Origin of the sequence: Pontibacter sp. 13R65 (genome assembly GCF_047525655.1) — a bacterium.
In the GTDB taxonomy this organism is placed as follows: Bacteria; Bacteroidota; Bacteroidia; order Cytophagales; family Hymenobacteraceae; genus Pontibacter.
This window is the reverse complement of record NZ_JBLIQL010000019.1, coordinates 1-17,798: the sequence shown is the minus strand read 5'-3', so window position 1 is coordinate 17,798 and position 17,798 is coordinate 1. Positions and strand designations below refer to the sequence as shown.

General features: G+C 47.5%; 16 protein-coding genes. 5 read left to right on the top strand and 11 right to left on the bottom strand.

Annotation, left to right across the window (positions count from 1 at the left end):
- Nucleotides 1-462: 462 nt before the first annotated feature.
- The 7 genes from ACMA1I_RS17970 to ACMA1I_RS17940 form a co-directional block, all read right to left on the bottom strand.
- Nucleotides 463-1,425: a calcium/sodium antiporter gene (locus tag ACMA1I_RS17970; RefSeq protein WP_337069816.1), complete on the bottom strand. Its 963-nt coding sequence runs from the start codon at nucleotides 1,423-1,425 to the stop codon at nucleotides 463-465.
- 119 nt (nucleotides 1,426-1,544) lie between these two features.
- Nucleotides 1,545-2,252 (bottom strand): YebC/PmpR family DNA-binding transcriptional regulator, encoded by a 708-nt coding sequence (locus ACMA1I_RS17965; protein WP_337069815.1) that lies wholly within the window; start codon nucleotides 2,250-2,252, stop codon nucleotides 1,545-1,547.
- A 340-nt stretch (nucleotides 2,253-2,592) separates the two neighbouring features.
- Entirely contained in the window at nucleotides 2,593-3,225 is a 633-nt protein-coding gene (locus ACMA1I_RS17960) for an ABC transporter ATP-binding protein (RefSeq protein ID WP_337069814.1), read from the bottom strand.
- The gene (lpxA, locus tag ACMA1I_RS17955) at nucleotides 3,215-4,006 is read right to left on the bottom strand and encodes an acyl-ACP--UDP-N-acetylglucosamine O-acyltransferase (RefSeq protein WP_337069813.1); all 792 of its coding nucleotides are present in this window, start codon (nucleotides 4,004-4,006) and stop codon (nucleotides 3,215-3,217) included. Before lpxA ends, ACMA1I_RS17960 begins: the two co-directional genes overlap by 11 nt.
- Nucleotides 4,003-5,397: a bifunctional UDP-3-O-[3-hydroxymyristoyl] N-acetylglucosamine deacetylase/3-hydroxyacyl-ACP dehydratase gene (locus tag ACMA1I_RS17950; RefSeq protein ID WP_337069812.1), complete on the bottom strand. Its 1,395-nt coding sequence runs from the start codon at nucleotides 5,395-5,397 to the stop codon at nucleotides 4,003-4,005. Before ACMA1I_RS17950 ends, lpxA begins: the two co-directional genes overlap by 4 nt.
- A gap of 132 nt (nucleotides 5,398-5,529) precedes the next feature.
- Nucleotides 5,530-6,582, bottom strand: coding sequence for a UDP-3-O-(3-hydroxymyristoyl)glucosamine N-acyltransferase (lpxD, locus tag ACMA1I_RS17945; protein WP_337069811.1), 1,053 nt, complete (start codon nucleotides 6,580-6,582; stop codon nucleotides 5,530-5,532).
- 494 nt (nucleotides 6,583-7,076) lie between these two features.
- Nucleotides 7,077-8,306, bottom strand: coding sequence for an HD domain-containing protein (locus ACMA1I_RS17940; protein WP_337069810.1), 1,230 nt, complete (start codon nucleotides 8,304-8,306; stop codon nucleotides 7,077-7,079).
- 453 nt (nucleotides 8,307-8,759) lie between these two features.
- Here ACMA1I_RS17940 and ACMA1I_RS17935 point away from each other — a divergent pair, with 453 nt between their 5' ends.
- The 3 genes from ACMA1I_RS17935 to ACMA1I_RS17925 are packed head-to-tail and all read left to right on the top strand — an operon-like array spanning nucleotide 8,760 to nucleotide 11,990.
- Nucleotides 8,760-10,322: a response regulator gene (locus tag ACMA1I_RS17935; protein ID WP_337069809.1), complete on the top strand. Its 1,563-nt coding sequence runs from the start codon at nucleotides 8,760-8,762 to the stop codon at nucleotides 10,320-10,322.
- A complete protein-coding gene (gene tsaE, locus ACMA1I_RS17930) occupies nucleotides 10,315-10,761 on the top strand; it encodes a tRNA (adenosine(37)-N6)-threonylcarbamoyltransferase complex ATPase subunit type 1 TsaE (protein WP_337069808.1) in 447 nt (148 codons plus the stop codon). The genes ACMA1I_RS17935 and tsaE overlap by 8 nt, the downstream gene beginning before the upstream one ends.
- A 2-nt stretch (nucleotides 10,762-10,763) precedes the next feature.
- Nucleotides 10,764-11,990 carry an alanine dehydrogenase gene (locus ACMA1I_RS17925; RefSeq protein ID WP_337069807.1) on the top strand — a complete coding sequence of 409 codons (1,227 nt, stop codon included), beginning with the start codon at nucleotides 10,764-10,766 and terminating at the stop codon, nucleotides 11,988-11,990.
- Nucleotides 11,991-12,105: 115 nt separating this feature from the next.
- On the opposite strand, the gene ACMA1I_RS17920 is transcribed toward ACMA1I_RS17925, so the two are convergent.
- The 4 genes from ACMA1I_RS17920 to ACMA1I_RS17905 all read right to left on the bottom strand — a co-directional run bounded on the left by ACMA1I_RS17920 (nucleotide 12,106) and on the right by ACMA1I_RS17905 (nucleotide 16,209).
- Entirely contained in the window at nucleotides 12,106-13,023 is a 918-nt protein-coding gene (locus ACMA1I_RS17920; protein ID WP_337069806.1) for a flavin reductase family protein, read from the bottom strand.
- A gap of 48 nt (nucleotides 13,024-13,071) precedes the next feature.
- Nucleotides 13,072-14,343, bottom strand: coding sequence for a fumarylacetoacetase (fahA, locus tag ACMA1I_RS17915; RefSeq protein ID WP_337069805.1), 1,272 nt, complete (start codon nucleotides 14,341-14,343; stop codon nucleotides 13,072-13,074).
- Nucleotides 14,344-14,837: 494 nt separating this feature from the next.
- Nucleotides 14,838-15,101, bottom strand: a complete 264-nt coding sequence (locus ACMA1I_RS17910) for a NifU family protein (RefSeq protein ID WP_337069804.1) — start codon at nucleotides 15,099-15,101, stop codon at nucleotides 14,838-14,840.
- Between the two features lie 4 nt (nucleotides 15,102-15,105).
- Complete coding sequence (locus tag ACMA1I_RS17905; protein ID WP_337069802.1) at nucleotides 15,106-16,209, bottom strand: Mrp/NBP35 family ATP-binding protein; 1,104 nt, start codon at nucleotides 16,207-16,209, stop codon at nucleotides 15,106-15,108.
- Between the two features lie 190 nt (nucleotides 16,210-16,399).
- Between ACMA1I_RS17905 and ACMA1I_RS17900 the strand changes: the two genes are divergently transcribed.
- Both ACMA1I_RS17900 and ACMA1I_RS17895 read left to right on the top strand, forming a co-directional pair.
- The gene (locus ACMA1I_RS17900; RefSeq protein ID WP_337069800.1) at nucleotides 16,400-16,891 is read left to right on the top strand and encodes an META domain-containing protein; all 492 of its coding nucleotides are present in this window, start codon (nucleotides 16,400-16,402) and stop codon (nucleotides 16,889-16,891) included.
- 56 nt (nucleotides 16,892-16,947) lie between these two features.
- Nucleotides 16,948-17,472 carry an O-acetyl-ADP-ribose deacetylase gene (locus ACMA1I_RS17895; RefSeq protein ID WP_337069799.1) on the top strand — a complete coding sequence of 175 codons (525 nt, stop codon included), beginning with the start codon at nucleotides 16,948-16,950 and terminating at the stop codon, nucleotides 17,470-17,472.
- The last annotated feature ends 326 nt before the right edge of the window (nucleotides 17,473-17,798 follow it).

Here is a 17,798-nt window from a genome sequence, read left to right as displayed (position 1 = left end):
AATTTGAGAAATAAGTTGTTTTTGGTTTTAAGACTAATGTGGAGGACAAGCTATAGAGAAATAATATAACTAACGATTATTAGTATACTGCTTTGCTACTTTACAACTACTTCAATACTACGTCAATTTACAAAAAAGCTGTTTTCAGTAAGATTAGGCGCTTTTGTTGCTGCTTGTTTTTTTGTCTTGAGAGACATTATTTGAAGCTGGACCAGAATTTATTTGCAAAATGACGTACCCTTTATTTTTTGATTAGACGGTACGTGCAGGGGCAACCTATAGCAGAGGAAGGAGGAGTGATTGTTCTTTATAGATTTAGTTGGTAGTCGAAATAGGTCTGGAGCGTTTTGAGAGAGAAGGATCAGAAGAGAGAGGTGTAAAAAGCAAACTACCCTTCCGGTAAGCCAAGTGTGGAGCTGCCGGAAGGGTAGTTATTAATTGTAAAAATTACAGGTAATAGGTTTAACCCCGTTGTACCAGAAATACAATGTAAGCGATGTAGACCAGCAGAAACAAAATACCATTCCAGCGGTCAATGGCATTTTTCTTTCCAATCGGAATGGCTACAATTAACAGAGTGCTGGCAAAGATCATCATCATTATATCTTCGTTGCTCACCACATCGAAGGGAAGAGGATTTATAACTGCGCTTATGCCTAATATCCAAAGCAGGTTAAAGATGTTGGAGCCAATAACGTTGCCTATGGCTATGTCTATGTTCCGGCGAAAGGCTGCCATGGCAGAGGTTACGAGCTCCGGTAGCGATGTACCAATAGCCACAACCGTAAGTCCTACTAAAGATTCGCTCATGCCAACTAGCCTGGCTATTTCTACGGCACCATCCACTACCCATTGCCCCCCAAAAAATAAACCTGCTACTCCCAATAAAATATACAAAATAGATTTTTGTATAGACATAACCGGTCCAGTGTCTTCATCTGGCTCGGGGTCGTTATTGGTTTTAGCTATATTGTAGATATAAGCCATAAACAGGACAAAGAAAAAGAGCAGCAGGGCACCATCTGAGCGGCTAATGTGCAAATACTTGTCACCCTGAAACAGCACAGCGTTAGCCAGGAAACCCACAAGCAGCGTGGCAATGAGCGAGAACGGGATTTCTGTAAGAACAGTATTCCTTTTAATCGGAAGCGGGCAAATTAGAGCTGTAATGCCTAAAATGAGCAGCAGGTTCGCAACATTGCTCCCGAAGATGTTCCCAATGGCCAGTTCCGATTTACCTTCCATACTGGCTATAATGTTAATAATCAGCTCAGGCAAGGATGTACCGAACGATACAATGGTGAGGCCCACCACCATATCAGAGATGTTGTAGCGCTTGGCTATGGAGGAGGAACCCGCAACAAGTATATCAGCTCCTTTTATTAAAAAGACAAAGCCTAAAATAAAAAGTATGTAAATAAGCATGCTGCAAGAGGATATGAGGTGGTTTTGAGAAGGAGGAGTAACGTAATCCTCCGGTCAAAATAAAGCTGTCCGGCGTAGGGTACACCAGACAGCTCGTTTTTAGCTGTATACAGCCGTAATTATTGCATGTTGTGGTAAACGGCCTGCACGTCGTCGTCTTCTTCTATTTTCTCAATCAGGTTTTCTATTTCTTCAGCCTGCTCGTCAGAAAGTTCGGTGCGGGTATTGGGGATGCGCTGCAGTTCAGCGGTTATCACGTTCAATCCTTTTTCTTCCAGGGCTTTCTGCATGGCACCAAAGTCGGTAAAGGCTGTTTCTATAATAATTTCGCCTTCGTGCTCGTAAATGTCGTCGGCACCAAAGTCGATGAGTTCCAGTTCCAGTTCTTCTATGTCTACGCCTTCTGTGGCAACTTTAAAAATACCTTTGCGGGTGAAAATAAAATCGAGCGAGCCTGTTTTGCCCAATGCGCCACCGGCACGTGAAAAGTACACGCGCATGTTCGCCACTGTTCTGTTTATGTTATCGGTAGCGGTTTCTACCAATATGGCAATGCCGTAGGGGCCATAGCCTTCGTATACTATTTCGTCGTAATCTTTTTCCTCTTTGGAGGAGGCACGCTTAATGGCAGCTTCTACCCGGTCTTTGGGCATGTTAACGCCTTTGGCGTTCTGAATAGCAGTGCGCAGGCGGGCATTCGATTCCGGGTTCGGACCACCTTCTTTTACTGCAATTACAATCTCTTTACCTAAGCGGGTAAAGGCTTTCGACATTTTATCCCAACGTTTAAACTTACGGGCTTTTCTAAATTCAAATGCGCGTCCCATCGTGTCTGGTTATAGTGTTGTTACAAAGTTAGGGAAATTGGCAATTAGTTCGTAGCGTTTGTGGCGTTTAGCTCAAAAGTTATGCGAGGTGTATTTGTAGATGGCAGTAAATTATTTGAATGAAAATGGTCTTCCGGAGGCTTTTTGAAAATAATTGACACTAGATGGTAGGTGCCAGATTTTCTCCAACTGCTACTCTGCCTTGGCCAGGCACTCGTAGGAGCTGTGCACGCTGCGAAGTCTTGCTGCTCTTTACTCAGACAACCATTTAACAATGAAATTCTGCTAATGAAAATGCCCTTCCGGAGGTGTTTTAGTAGTTTTGGAGCTAAGGGGAATCTTATTTGCGGCTAGTGATGTGAAAGTCTGTGATGCGGAGTTGCTGGTCACAGAAGCTGTATTCGTGGTCAATGTTGGAGCCTACAATAACTATGCGGCCTGCCTTATTCAGGGCAATGTGTTCCTGGTACCAGGCTATACCATCTGAGTCTAGGTTGGTGGTGGGCTCGTCGAGCAGCAGCAGGGGAGTATTGGCGTAGAGGGCAAGGCCCAGCTTAAGGCGTTGTTTCATGCCCGACGAAAAATCCTTCACAAACTTGTTGCGTGCCTTTTCCAGTCCCATGCGCTCCATAAGTTGCTTTTGGGAGATATCGTGCCGCAGGGACTTGAAGTTGGTGTGAAAGGAGAGCATTTCCTGGAGCGTGAACTCCTCTACAAGCTCCAAATAGGGGGCGGTAAGGGAGAGGTGCCGGAAGGCTTCTTCGGGCGCAACAGGTTTGTCAGACTGTGAGTAAGAAAGTTGACCTTCGCTGGGCAGGTTGTGCCCGGCAATAATGGTAAGAAGAGTGGACTTCCCGGAGCCATTGTGACCCAGTATGGCATAACTGGAGCCGGACTCAAACGTAAAAGTCAGGTTCCGGAAAATCCACTCGTAATTATAGCGTTTACCTAAGTTGCTTAGGTTAATTAGCATCTTTTGAAAAGTATCCTTTAATAATGCCACGCCCGGAGTTACGCACAAAATTTGTTATTTCGTCGCGCTCGTTGCTTGGCATCAGGTCGAGCTCTATTTTGTCGAGAGCCTGCGAGTTGTTGAGGCCACTTAGGAACAGGAAGCGATACACCTCCTGTATTTCGTTTATCTGTTCGCTTACAAAGCCTCTGCGGCGCAGGCCTACGGAGTTAATGCCGGCGTAAGATAAAGGTTCACGGGCAGCCTTCACATAAGGCGGCACATCCTTCAGCACCCGGCATCCTCCGGAAATAAAAGCATGCGCACCAATTTTTACGAACTGGTGTATAGCACTTATTGCGCTTACGATGGCATAGTCGTCAACTTCTACGTGACCGGCCATTTGCACTGCGTTGCCGATAATGCAGTTATTACCCACCATACAATCGTGGGCAATGTGGGCGTAGGCCATAATCAGGCAATTGCTGCCGATTACGGTCTTCATCTTGTCTATGGTGCCGCGGCTAACGGTTACGTATTCTCTGATAACGGTATTATCGCCGATAACGGCTGTTGTTACCTCACCGGCAAATTTCAGGTCCTGAGGTACTGAGGCTATAACAGCGCCAGGAAAAACCTTGCAGTTTTTGCCGATTCGTGCCCCTTCATTTATCGTCACGTTAGGCCCGATCCAGGTGCCTTCGCCAATCTCTACGTTTTTATGTATGGTTGAGAAAGGTTCTACGACAACATTCTGAGCTATTTTAGCCTCCGGGTGGATGTATGCTAGTGGCTGGTTCATGCGTCTTTTTTAACAATCATGGCCGACATCTCTGCTTCTATTACCAGTTGGCCATTCACAAAGGCCTGACCAGCCATTTTGGCAATACCGCGCTTAAGAGGAGCCAGCAGTTCACATTTAAAAATAATCGTATCTCCTGGCAATACTTTGCGCTTAAAGCGGCATTTGTCTATGGCCAGAAGGTAAGTCCAGTAATCATCTGGGTTATCCATGGCATTGAGCACCAGAATACCGCCTGTCTGTGCCATCGCCTCTATCTGGAGCACCCCTGGCATAACCGGGTTGTTCGGGAAGTGGCCCTGGAAAAAAGGCTCGTTCATGGTTACGTTCTTAATGCCCGCCACCATGGTATCGTCTAAATGGATGATTTTGTCGATTAGCAGGAATGGGTACCGGTGCGGCAGAGTGGCTGCAATCTGGTTAATATCCATTACCGGCGGCTTTTTTGGGTCGTAGGTCGGAATATTCTTGATGGCAGACTCCTGGATAAGGCGCTTTACTTTTTTTGCAAAAGCTACATTGGCCGCATGGCCGGGGCGTGCGGCCAGGATTTGACCTTTAATGGGGCGGCCGATCAGGGCCAGGTCGCCCATCAGGTCGAGCAGCTTGTGGCGGGCTGGTTCGTTTTTGAAGCGGAGTTCGGTATTGTTTAGTATTCCTTCTTCCTGCACCGATACTTTAGGCTTGTTGAGCAGTTCCGCTAGGTGCGCCAGTTCTTCGTCCTGCACCACACGGTCTACAATTACAATGGCATTGTTCAGGTTGCCGCCTTTGATCAGGTTCTGCTTAAAGAGTGCCTCTAGTTCATGCAAGAAACAAAAGGTTCTGCAGGAAGCTATTTCGTCATGAAACTGATTTATGTCGGTAATGGAGGCATGCTGACTACCTAGCACCGGAGAGTTATAATCAACCATTACGGTAAGACGATAATCATCGAGCGGAAGCGCGGCGATCTCCACGCCACGGTTATCATCTTTGTAACTGATGCCTTTGGATATTTCGAAGTAGTTGCGCAGGGCGTTCTGTTCCTGCATGCCCACCGAGTTCAGGGCATTTACAAATTCTATGGCAGAGCCATCCATGATCGGAGGCTCAGGGCCATCCAGCTCAATCAGCACATTGTCTATCTGCAGCCCCACAAGTGCTGCCAGGGTATGCTCCACAGTGTTTACGCGCGCGCCGTTCTGTTCTATGGTTGTGCCGCGAGAGAGGTCCACCACGTTGTCTACATCCACGTTTACAAGTGGCTGCCCAGGCAAATCGATGCGCTGAAACTTATAGCCATGATTGGCAGGGGCAGGCTTGAACGTCATGTTGGAGACGATGCCTGTATGCAATCCAATGCCCGTAACGGTTACAGGAGCCTTTATGGTGTGCTGTTTTTCGTTCATTAATGTAATACAGTGTTTTTTTATGGAGCTTGTATCACAAAGGGAGCAGAAAGACTGTCTTTTGCCATACAAGCTACCGGGCACCCTAAGGGGGCACGCAAACTTACTATATAATCGTGGCTCTTACTAGTTTTATTTTATATCCCTGATCTCGGTCTGGTTACGCACCAATTCTTTTAGTTGGTCGAGATCGCGCTGGAGCTCCGGCAGGTTCCGGAAGACCGCAATCGCTTTAAGGTTTTGCTTGTAGTCGAAGGCAGGGGAGCCCTGGATGATGGTGCCCGACTCTTTCACCGATTTAGAAACTCCTGATTGTGCCCCGATAGTTGTTTTATCGGCAATGTTAATGTGGCCAACCACACCTACCTGGCCAGCTATAACACAATGGTTCCCCACTTTAGAGGAGCCTGACACACCCGATTGAGCCGCAATAACGGTGTGGCGGCCAACTTCTACGTTGTGGGCAATTTGAACGAGGTTGTCTATTTTACTGCCTTCCCGGATAATGGTAGACCCCATGGTAGCGCAGTCGATGGTGGTGTTGGCGCCAACTGAGATGTTGTCTTCAAGCACTACATTGCCTATTTGTGGAACGGCAGTATAGCTTCCGTCGGGTTGTGGGGCAAAGCCAAAGCCATCGCTGCCAATAACCACACCGGCATGAAGGGTGCAGTTGGCACCAACCACCGTATTCGAATAAAGCTTGGCACCTGCAAAAAGAGTAGTGTTGTCGCCTATGGTTACGTTATCGCCAATGTACACCTGCGGAAAAATGCGCACATTATTGCCGATGGTGCAATTGTGGCCGATATAAGAAAAAGCACCGCGGTAGTGCCCTTCGCCAATGGTGCTGCCATTGCCTATAAAGCAAGGTTCTTCTATGCCCTTTTTAGAGGCCAGCAAGGCTGTCTGGTAATAGCTAAGAAGTTTCGAGAAGCTGGAGTAAGGGTCTGCCACCCGAATTAAGGCGGCGCTTACAGGTTTTTTAAGCTTTAGTTTCTCTGATACAATAACGGCGCTGGCACCTGTGGTATAGAGGTAGGGCTCATATTTTGCGTTCGACAGAAATGCGAGAGCACCTGTTTGGGCTTCCTCTATTTTTCCAAGAGAGCTAACTTTCGCCTGATCATCGCCTTCTATCTTTCCCTGCAGCAGGTCCGCTATCTGTTGAACAGTAAATTCCATGTTATAAAAGTATGGCAGAAATAATTCAGTTATTTTATCCGGGGCGTAAACTTAATAAAAATCTCGCGCGTGTGCCTAATAAGTGTCAGCATAAAATGAATTGCACTGAAATTGCAACGTAGGCAGGCCGCCGAATATTCTTTATTGCCCCTTCGGTAATGGTAGGTGCTAGATACTAATGTTTTCTTTGTACTCGTTTAAGACATCAATAAAGTTGCCAAATAGGAAAGAACCATATTGTAAAGTAAATACAGTATGATCTACCTGAAATGCTGCTAATGAAAAAGGCCTTCCAGAGCCCTTTTAAGCTTCTTTTGGGTTGTTCTGAATCAGGACTTCAGGCTGCATTCTTTCATTTTTAATCGAAAGTATGCTGGCTATTTTAACATTGCACAAGAGGTAACCACCGATAGCCCACCTCATTAATCAACCTCAAGCGAAAACATCACTTTTTTGCTCCGGAAGGCCTTTTTTATTAGAATAATTGCTGCCGCCTAATGCGCCACTTCCTTTGGGTAGCACACGTAGTATTTCTCCACTTTGTCACGGAGGGCTCTGATGTTGGGCAGGTCCGAAGCATCCGCTACATCTACCACATAGCCGGCTTTGGTAAGCACGTCTATCGATTGGCCTTCAGCCTGATAAGCGTTGTTGCTGATTTCGCCAGAGATCATCAGGTACTTTACATCTGCAGCGCTTATTTTATAATGCTCCTGCACCAGCTCACTAATGCCCAGCAAGAACTCTTCTTCAAAAGGCTTGTTGGCTATAATCACCTTAAAGAGCCTGCGGTTGAGAATGTTGGTAGACAAAAACGATAGAATAGGGTCGGGGTGTGAGGCCCAGAGCTTAATGCCGCTCCAAACATCGTGGTCGTCTAAGGAAATAAACCGTTCCAAAATAGTGTGGTCTGCCTCAAAGTTTTCAAGTGTGAGGTCTGTGGCCAGAAAATAGAGCAGGCAGGGGCTGCCAGGTAGCGCCACTCCCGACTGCACCAGTTCACGGGCACGCTGCACCGTTCGTAGTACCATGTTTTCGGCACTGATCACAGTTTTATGCAGGTACACCTGCCAGTACATCAGGCGGCGGCTCACCAGAAAGTTCTCGATGCTGTAAATGGCTTTTTCTTCTACCACCAGCTGGTCGTTGGCCACATCGAGCATTTTAATCAGCCGGTCGGCGCCTATTTTCCCTTCGTACACGCCGGTGTAAAAGCTGTCGCGGTTCAGGTAATCGAGCCTATCTACATCGAGCTGGCTCGATACCAGTTGGTGAAAGAACTTGCGGTGGTAGGTGCCTGTAAAAATCTGCATGGCCAGCTCCAGCCTTCCTCCAAAAGCTTTGTTGAGGAGCTGCATAATGTGCAGCGAGAGGTGCTCGTGGTGCACTTCCTTAAAAATAGCTGTTTCGAGGGCATGCGAAAACGGGCCGTGGCCAATGTCGTGCAGGAGAATGGCAATAAGAGAGGCCTCGTACTCGCGATCGTGGATTTCGTTATTCTTACTTCTGAGGGTGTCGAGCGCCATGCTCATCAGGTGCATGGCGCCCAGTGCATGATGGAACCGCGTATGCAAGGCCCCTGGATACACCATCTCCGTTAGGCCAAGCTGCTTAATGCGGCGCAGGCGCTGAAAGTAGGGGTGCTCCATGATATCGTACAGAAGGTCAGACGGTACGGAGATAAATCCGTAAACGGGGTCGTTGATGATTTTCTTTTTGTTCATCAAGAAGAAAAAATTATTTGCCTAAACCGTATCTGTGGCGTGGCAGTAAGAAGATTATTCAACTTTATGTTTTAAGTAAAGAGAGAAAATTTGCAACATCTGGCTGCACAACCTACAGCCCGAGGTATTCTCCGCATGAGCGCAATAAACAATTACTTAACAAGTACAGCGTTGTGAAGGTTTACGAGGCAGAAAATCATTGTCTAAACAATTTTATTTAATGCTTCTTACTTTTTCCTTCTATAACCACCACTTTAAGTTGCTGCATCTGGTGTAATATTGTAAATTTAATGTGCTAAAAAAGAAGGCTTTAGGTAGCTACTTGTTTTGTAGATGCCATTTTAAGACTGTTGCCTTTTTTGAAGCAGTACCTAAAAGGACGTTCTGCCAAAATTTAAGGGAACAGTATTTGATAAGATTAACCCAAAACCAACAATAAACTAACATAAAACTATGCAAAGATATAATATTTTGTGGGCAGATGATGAGATAGACCTGCTGAAGCCGCACATTCTTTTCCTGGAGGAGCGAGGCTATGACATAACGCCAGTCAACAGCGGAGCCGATGCCATCGAGAAATTTGAGGAAAGAAGCTTCGATGTGGTTTTTCTGGATGAGAACATGCCAGGCATCAGCGGCCTCGAAACACTTACTGAGTTAAAAGCCCTTCGCCCTGCCGTGCCTGTTATCATGATTACCAAAAGTGAGGAAGAGCACATTATGGAAGAGGCCATCGGCTCTAAAATATCTGATTACCTGATTAAGCCGCTTAACCCGAACCAGATACTGTTGTCGGTTAAAAAACTGCTCGACAACAAGCGGCTGGTTTCAGAACGTACCAACATGAGCTACCAGCGCGATTTCCGTACGCTGGGCATGGCCTTTGGTGAGCGGCTGAGTTCGCAGGAGTGGGCCGATATTTATAAAAAGCTGGTGTTCTGGGAGCTGGAGATAGACGAAACGGAAAACAAGAGCATGGCCGACGTTATAAACATGCAAAAAGACGAGGCTAACTCGAATTTCGCCAAGTTTATAATGGACAACTACGAAGATTGGATAAACAAGGAAGCCGACGATGCCCCGCTCATGTCGCACCAGGTCTTTAAAGAGCGTGTATTCCCGATGATGAAGGAATCGGATAAGCCGGTGTACTTCCTGCTGATAGACAACCTGCGCTATGACCAGTGGAAGGTGCTGGAGCCAATTATTTCGGAGATGTTTACCGTAGACACCGAAGAAATGTATTACTCTATTCTGCCTACTACCACAGCCTATGCCCGCAATGCCATTTTCTCGGGTATGCTGCCAAACGAGATTGCTAAAAAATACCCGAACCTGTGGGTAGGCGACGACGAGGAAGAAGGCAAGAATCTGAACGAACCGGAGTTTCTGGACATACAATGCCAGCAAAACCGCATTACCGACAAGCACAGCTACCACAAAATAACTAACCCAGCCGCCGGCAAAGACCTTATCGCCAAGTTCAACAACCTGGACAACAACAAGCTAAACGTGATCGTGTACAACTTTGTGGACATGCTCTCTCATGCCCGTACCGACAGCAACATGGTGCGCGAACTGGCCCCCGACGAATCAGCCTACCGCTCTATTACCCGCTCATGGTTCCTGCACTCGCCGCTATACGAAACACTACGGCTCATTTCGGAGCGCAAGGCCAGGCTGATCATTACCACCGACCATGGCACCATTCGGGTAAAGAGGCCTTTTAAGATAATCGGCGACCGTGCTACGAATACCAACCTGCGCTACAAGCATGGTAAAAACCTAGGTTATACCGATAAAGATGTGTTTACTGTGCCTAAGCCTGAACGATTTTTCTTGCCAAAAGCGAACGTTTCCACTACGTTTGTGTTTGCAATCGAAGACTACTTCTTTGCGTATCCTAATAATTATAACTATTACGTGAACTATTATAAAGATACTTTTCAGCATGGTGGTGTGTCGTTAGAAGAAGTTATAATTCCGTTGATAACGCTTACACCAAAAAATGCATAACACTGCACTTGAGAAAGCACGTATAAAGATGTCGTCGTTGGCTGATTTGCCAGCGGCGGCTTCTGTGCTTATAGAGCAAGCCAGACAGGAGCCTGTTGTGGTGTTTGAAGGGCCGATGGGAGCAGGCAAAACAACCCTGATAAAGGAATTTTGCCGCCAGATGGGCGTAACAGAAAACGTGAGCAGCCCAACCTTTGCTTTGGTTAACGAATACGAAACAGCAGAAGGCAGCCTGATTTACCATTTCGATTTTTATAGGATAAAAGAAGAGCGGGAGGCCCTGGAAATAGGGGCTCTTGAATATTTTGACTCTGGAAACATGTGCCTGATAGAATGGCCGTCGCTTATTCCTAATTTGTTGCCCGATACTTACCTGCATGTTTCGATGCAGCCCGCCGCCGAGGGTGAGGAGCGCATCATGGTTATTAATAAAGTATAAATATGACGGAGAGATTCGCCGTAAACATGGGCAGGTTAGCCTCTAGTGCTGCACTTTATCCAAAAGAGTCGATGCTGGCAGTGGAAGAGCGATACCGCAGCCTCTTTATTGGCCTCCCAAAAGAGTCGTCTTTTCAGGAGAACCGCATTGGTCTAACGCCAGATGCCGTAAAGCAGCTTACAGACCAGGGGCACCGCATATGGGTAGAGTCGGGGGCCGGAAGTCCTTCTAAATACTCAGACCACGAGTACTCAGAGGCAGGCGCAAAAGTGGTATATACCACCGAAGAAATCTACGAGGCAGAAATTATTTTGAAGATTGCACCGCCTACTTACGAAGAAATCGAATATCTGCGACCCAACCAGACACTTTTTTCAGCCCTGCAGTTTGGCAACCTTACCTCAGACTATGTGCAGGCCCTGCTCCGCAAAAAGATAAACGCCATCTCCTTCGAGCTCATCCGCGATAAGTCTGATGCCAAGCCTGTAGTGCGGGGCATGAGCGAAATTGCCGGTAGTACCGTTATGCTGATTGCCGCAGAGTACCTAAGCAGCAGCAACGAAGGCAAAGGCGTTATTTTGGGCGGTATTACAGGGGTGCCACCTTCTAAAGTAGTTATACTCGGAGCTGGCACCGTAGCGGAGCATGCTGCCAGAGCAGCCATAGGCCTGGGTGCCGAAGTTAAGGTATTCGACAACCACATCTACAAACTCCGCCGCCTAAAGCAAAATATCGGGGCACAGTTATTTACCTCAACGCTCGATAAGGCGGTGCTCTACAACGAGATTAAGCAGGCGGATGTGGTAATTGGCGCTTTGGTAGCTGATGAAGGCCGGATGCCTTGCATGGTAGAAGAAATGGTAATAGCACAAATGAGCCCCGGTTCCGTTATTATCGATGTGTGTATCGACCAGGGAGGCTGTTTCGAGACCTCGGAAGTAACATCGCATAGCCGCCCTATTTACCGCAAATACGATATTATTCATTATTGCGTGCCAAACATACCTTCGCGGGTGCCGCGCACTGCTACCAATGCCCTGAGCAACATATTTACGCCCATTTTTGCAGAAATTGCCAAGTACGGCGGCATAAACGAGGTGCTGTTTATGAATGAGCACTACCGTAGTGGTGTCTACATTTACAAAGGCAGCCTCACCAACGCCCACATTGCCAAAAAATTCGGCATGCGCTATAAAGAACTCGGCCTGATGATAGCTGTGCGCAACTAAACTTTAGAAAACAAACCGATGAACTTAAACCAAAGAACCCGCTCCGGCGGGTTCTTTGGTTTTGGGCAACAAATTATTCTAATGAAAACAACCTTCCGGAGCTAAAAAATCAGTTTTAGCCTAAGAGCTGTTCCGGGTTTTCCAGCAACAGGAGCACCTTCCAGGCTGATATTACCTGATTATCTTCCAACAGCTTTTTACCCAGGAGTTCCAACTGCTTCTGCAGTTCTTCTGGCTGGTCTTTGTATTTTTGAAGCGTGTAGGCTACAATTGGCTCTCGCTTGAAAGCTTCTGCCTCTGCTGCTGTGGGAGCAGAGGCTAAATTAGCCAGTCGGGCCAGGTTATTACCAGAAAGTAGGTGGCTGTTCCGAATAAATGTAGGAAGCTGATCGATTCCCATGCCTTTTTCGCGCGAAGGTTTGGGGAGTACAAAAATATTATCGCTGTTTGCCCTGCAATAATAGTCGCCACCCATTCGGGCCACTGCGTCTAGTTTATAAGGGTTTATGCGGCCATTCTCGTCCAGCACCTCTTCTTGCACATGTATCAGCAGCACTTCGCATAGCACCAGGTTGCCGGCGCCTCCTTCCGTACCTAATTTCAGAATATCATTTACGCGGCACTCTATGGCTACCGGTGCCTCTGCTACGCGTGGCGGTTTTACAAGTACCGAGGGCACTGGTGTTAATCCTGCTTTTATAAATTCGTTTACGCCGGTGTCGTATTCAGTACTTGCCAGCGACATTTGCTCTACCAGTTCAAAGTTTGCAATATGTATAACTACCTCTTTAGTGGCTGTAACATTGTCGAGGGTGTGTTTGCTGGAATTGTCGCGGATGCGGCTGAGCGGAGAAAAAATAAGAATAGGAGGGGTGGAGCTAAACAGGTTAAAGAAACTAAAAGGGCTCAGGTTAACGCTACCGGTAGCGTCGGTGGTACTGGCAAATGCTACCGGCCGAGGTGCCACTGCGCCCGAAAGCAGGGCATAAACCTCAGCTGAAGAAGTTTTCTGCAAGTTTATTGTTCTTATCATCAGTTTGCATTTTTAGCGCTCACTATATTGCTAACTGGCAACTGCCAATTATATAGCGGGCAGCACCTTTCCTCTTACTTCTCCAAAGCCGATCCGGATGCCACCTTTTTCGGCATATCCCCGCACTATAACTGAGTCGTTGTCGTGGAGGAAGCTGCGTTGCGACCCATCGGGTAGTGTTAGGGGAGTTTTGCCTTGCCTGGTGATCTCGAGTAGCGAACCAAAAGTGCCTGGCTCAGAACCGCTGATGGTGCCGGAGCCATAGAGGTCGCCGACCTGGAGGTTGCAGCCGTTGCTGGTCTGGTGTGCCAACTGCTGGCTCATGTTCCAGTACATGTTCCTAAAGTTTGTCTGGCAGATGGTAACTTCCGGACTCTCGGCAGGCTGTAGCAGCACTTCCAGCTGAATATCGTAATTGCGGTGGCCGGTAAATTCGAGGTAAGGCAAGGGCCTGGGAAGCTGTTCAGGGCCTTTCACTCTAAATGGCTCCAGCGCATCCAGCGTAACCACCCATGGCGAGATGGAGGTTGCAAAGCTTTTACTCAGAAAGGGGCCGAGCGGCACATACTCCCATTGCTGCACATCGCGCGCCGACCAGTCGTTCAGGAGCACCAACCCGAAAATATGCTCATCTGCTGCATCAGCAGGAACAGGATAGCCCAGTGGCGTGTCTTTTCCGGCAATAAAAGCCATTTCCAGTTCAAAGTCGAGCTGGTTCGTGGGTTGGAAAATAGGTGTTTGCTGCTCCGGCCCCATCGTTTGACCTGTTGGCCTGTAAACATCTGTGCCAGAAACTACAATAGAGGAGGCGCGGCCATGGTAACCGATGGGTATGTGCCGCCAGTTGGGGAGCAGGGGTTGCTCCGGATCACGGAACATTTGCCCCACGTTGGTAGCGTGCTCCAGGCTGGAGTAGAAATCGGTATAGTTGCCTACTTTTACGGGCAGCAGCATTTCCGCCTCCGTCATCCTGATCAGGCATTGGTGCATCAGGTCGCTGTTTCCGCTTATTTCATCGTTGTCGGTGCGGAGCAGTTCCGAAACCCGGTTCCTCACGGCGCGCCAGGTTGGCTGACCCAGAGCTATAAAATCATTGAGGTACGGACGGTGAAAAATAGTAGGATCGATGTCAATTAACTCAAACAAATTGTACTGGCCCAGCACACATAAGTCCAGTACATAGCTGCCAATGGCTACGCCCATGCGCGCATCTTTTTCGGCTGTCTGAAAAATACCAAAGGGCAGGTTCTGGATTGGGAAATCACTGTCAGGAGAAATCTGGATCCAGGAGTGCAGGGTTGGGTCGTTTGCTTTAATCATGGTGGGTGTATGGCTTTCTAAGGGTTCTGGTATGTATCGTGATTAGCGTTTCTGTTCTGTAGGACAACAGCCACAGTAGCCTGCCGCCAATGCATTACAAAAAGGAAGCTGGGTTTAATATCCGAAAAATCCGGCTAAATGAATAGCAGTAACAGGATATCCCGATAAATCAATGTTTACGTAGCTAACTGCTTTTTGGCAAGATATACTGGCAGTTCTTGCCCCAATGTCTGTTTACAGACCCAATTTTTTAGCCGGCTTGAAGCTCTGTTGTTTGTTGCTTACTGTGCTTTGCTTGGTAAGAAGGATGGGGGAGCTAAGGCGGCAAAATCAACAGCAACTCCCACTTAGGTTAGCTCTTCAATGGCAAAAGGCTGTGGCAGACTTAGAGGGTGGTCAGTCCCAGATCCAGTGCTGTAGCAGGAACAAAAAAAGCGGGTGCTGCTAGTTTTTCTAGCAGCACCCGCTTTGGTTTCAAAAGGGAAAAATTCTTATTACACTTGCGTCAGGTTAACAGCTTCTACGGCTCTGATCTCGGGAATGGCTTTTAGCACAGACTGCTCCACACCGGCCTTTAATGTCATCGTAGACATAGGACAGGAGCCACAGGCGCCCAGCAACTCTAACCTCAGTACCATATCGTCGGTTACTTCGACCACCTTCACATTGCCGCCGTCAGCCTCCAGATATGGCCTGATCTGATCAAGGGCACCTTCAATTCGAAGTAAAAAATCGTTGTCTACGTTTGTAACTGTCATTATATTAATTCTTAATTTCTACGATCTTCGTTTTGGCCAGTGTGGCGTTCCGTACAGATACCTGCTGGGCAACAGCCTGGGCTAGCTCTTTGAAAACACCGGAAGCCGGAGAATCGTTCTGTAAAACCACAGGAGTTCCTGCATCGCCGCTTTCGCGGATACTCTGAACTATCGGAACCTGCCCCAGTAATGGCACATTGTATTTTTCGGCCAGCATCTGCCCGCCACCTTCGCCAAATATGTAATATTTGTTCTCTGGTAGTTCGGCAGGTGTAAAATACGCCATATTCTCCACAATACCCAGAACCGGTACATTAATTTGTGGCTGCAGGAACATCTGCAGGCCTTTAGTGGCATCGGCTAAGGCTACCTTCTGAGGCGTGGTTACAATAACAGCACCTGTTACCGGCAGCACCTGTACCATAGTCAGGTGAATGTCGGAAGTGCCTGGAGGTAAGTCTAATAGTAGGTAATCCAGCTCTCCCCACTCCACATCCGAAATGAATTGTTTGAGGGCGGAGCTTGCCATTGGGCCTCTCCAGATCACGGCACTGTCGGGAGGGGTAAGAAAACCTATCGACATCATTTTTATGCCGAACTTCTCTACCGGCACAATGTAGTTTTTGCCGTGGTCGCCCTGCACCATGCCGGGGCGAACCTGCTCGGTGCCAAACATGGTGGGGATAGATGGTCCCGAAATATCGGCATCTATCAGACCTACTTTAGCACCCGACTGCGCCAGGGCAATGGCCAGATTAGTGGTAACCGTAGATTTACCTACACCACCTTTGCCCGAGGCAACTGCAATAATATTTTTTACTCCTTTCAGCACATCGCCGCTGCCGGTTCGCCCGGAGGTAACGCGCGAGGTCATGTTTACGGTTACGTTTGCCTCTTTATCAACCATGGTGTGAATGGCGGTAACGCAGGCATTGCGGATCAGGTCCTTCAGTGGGCAGGCAGGTGTGGTCAGAATAACAGTGAAACTTATGTTTTTGCCATCAACCTCTACCTGCTCGATCATGTTCAGGGTTACCAGATCTTTTCCCAGATCGGGTTCCTCTACATAACTGAGGGCTTTTAATATATCTTGTTTTGTAATAGCCATAATTTTTGAGCGACTTTCGAACTGTCAAGACAAAGATACAAACAAAATCTCTGAAAGCATGACCAGAGCGGCTTTAATGCCTTTTGGAGTAACAAGGGAGAGTAAATGAAAAAGTTTGCAATTTCTACTGGTGCTTGCAACCCTTTTTTCGGATTAAGAATCTAACTTATAAAGACTTCTACTTTATGCCATGAAAAATACTCCAGTACTCTTCCAGTTTAATATTTTCGCACTGCTGCTCTGCATCGCCATGGTTACTTCCTGCCTCGAGATGGAAGATCCGGAGTATAAAACATCTGAAGAAATTTTAGGTAAATGGGTGTTGGTAAGGGTAGAGGAGCCAATCAAAACCGTTTCGGCACCTACCGACAGCGTGCAGGTGTGGCTTGAGTTTGCCCGTTCAGGCGGTAGTCCGGTGCAGCAAACAGGGGGAGCCTTTAGTGTGAGGGGCGAGAACCTGGTAAACATCTATGCCGGCTCTGCCATATTTAACAGTACCGAAAAAGCCGGCAGCCTCACCATCGGCAGCCTGGGCACCACCAAGCGAGGTGGCCCTGCCCTGCATACTTCTTTCGACAGCTATTATCTTAAACTACTGGAAAAAGCTGCTTCTTTCTCTATTAAAGATAACACGCTGCTTATCTGGACCGAAAATGAGGAGATGCTACTTTTTGTAAGATAGAGCAGGAAATTTAAAACGTGCGTATAAGGAATTTCTGTACGTGTGAAATACCTTTTATGGCACTAGTTAATCCTGAGATAATCAAAGGCGACATTACCAAAATAGCCACAGACGCTATTGTGAATGCTGCTAACAGTAGCCTACTGGGCGGAGGTGGAGTTGATGGGGCTATTCATAGGGCAGGAGGGCCAGCCATTCTGGATGCTTGTAGAGAAATAAGAACTATTCAGGGAGAGTGCCCGCCAGGAGAGGCAGTGATTACAACCGGCGGTAAATTGCCGGCTCGCTATGTTATCCATGCTGTTGGGCCGGTGTGGCATGGTGGCCATAGGGGGGAGCCTGATCTGCTTGCCAGTTGCTACCAAAAGAGCCTGCGTGTTGCCGTTGCCAACCATCTCAAAAGTATTGCCTTCCCGAGCATCAGCACAGGTGTGTATAGTTACCCCAAAGATAAAGCAGCGAAAGTGGCAGTAGAAACGGTTAAGTTATTTCTGAAGCAAGAGGAACACGAACTGGAGCGGGTGCTGTTCATATGCTTCGACGACGAAAGCTACCGGATTTATAAAGAGCTCCTGGGTTAAGCGCCCTGAGGCTGCCTGGACTAAAATTGCCTCCGGAAGGGCTCTTTCATTAGCGGAATTCAGTTGCTGGTTGAATGATTGATCTGGAGAGAAGCAGGAATAGTCTTGCAGTGTCTCTCGGAGCTGCGAGTGTATGGCAAAGCGTGAGGCCGCAGCCTGAATCAAAAAATATCAATTAAAGTCCTGCATCAAAAATCTTTAAGAGCGTGTTTAAATTTTAATTAACTGATCTTCAGGTTAATCTGTTTAATATGACCTGACAATTATGCCATAGAACCCAACTTTGAGCGCTTTCAGGTGTTTTTTCATGGTCCTTGTCGAGCCTT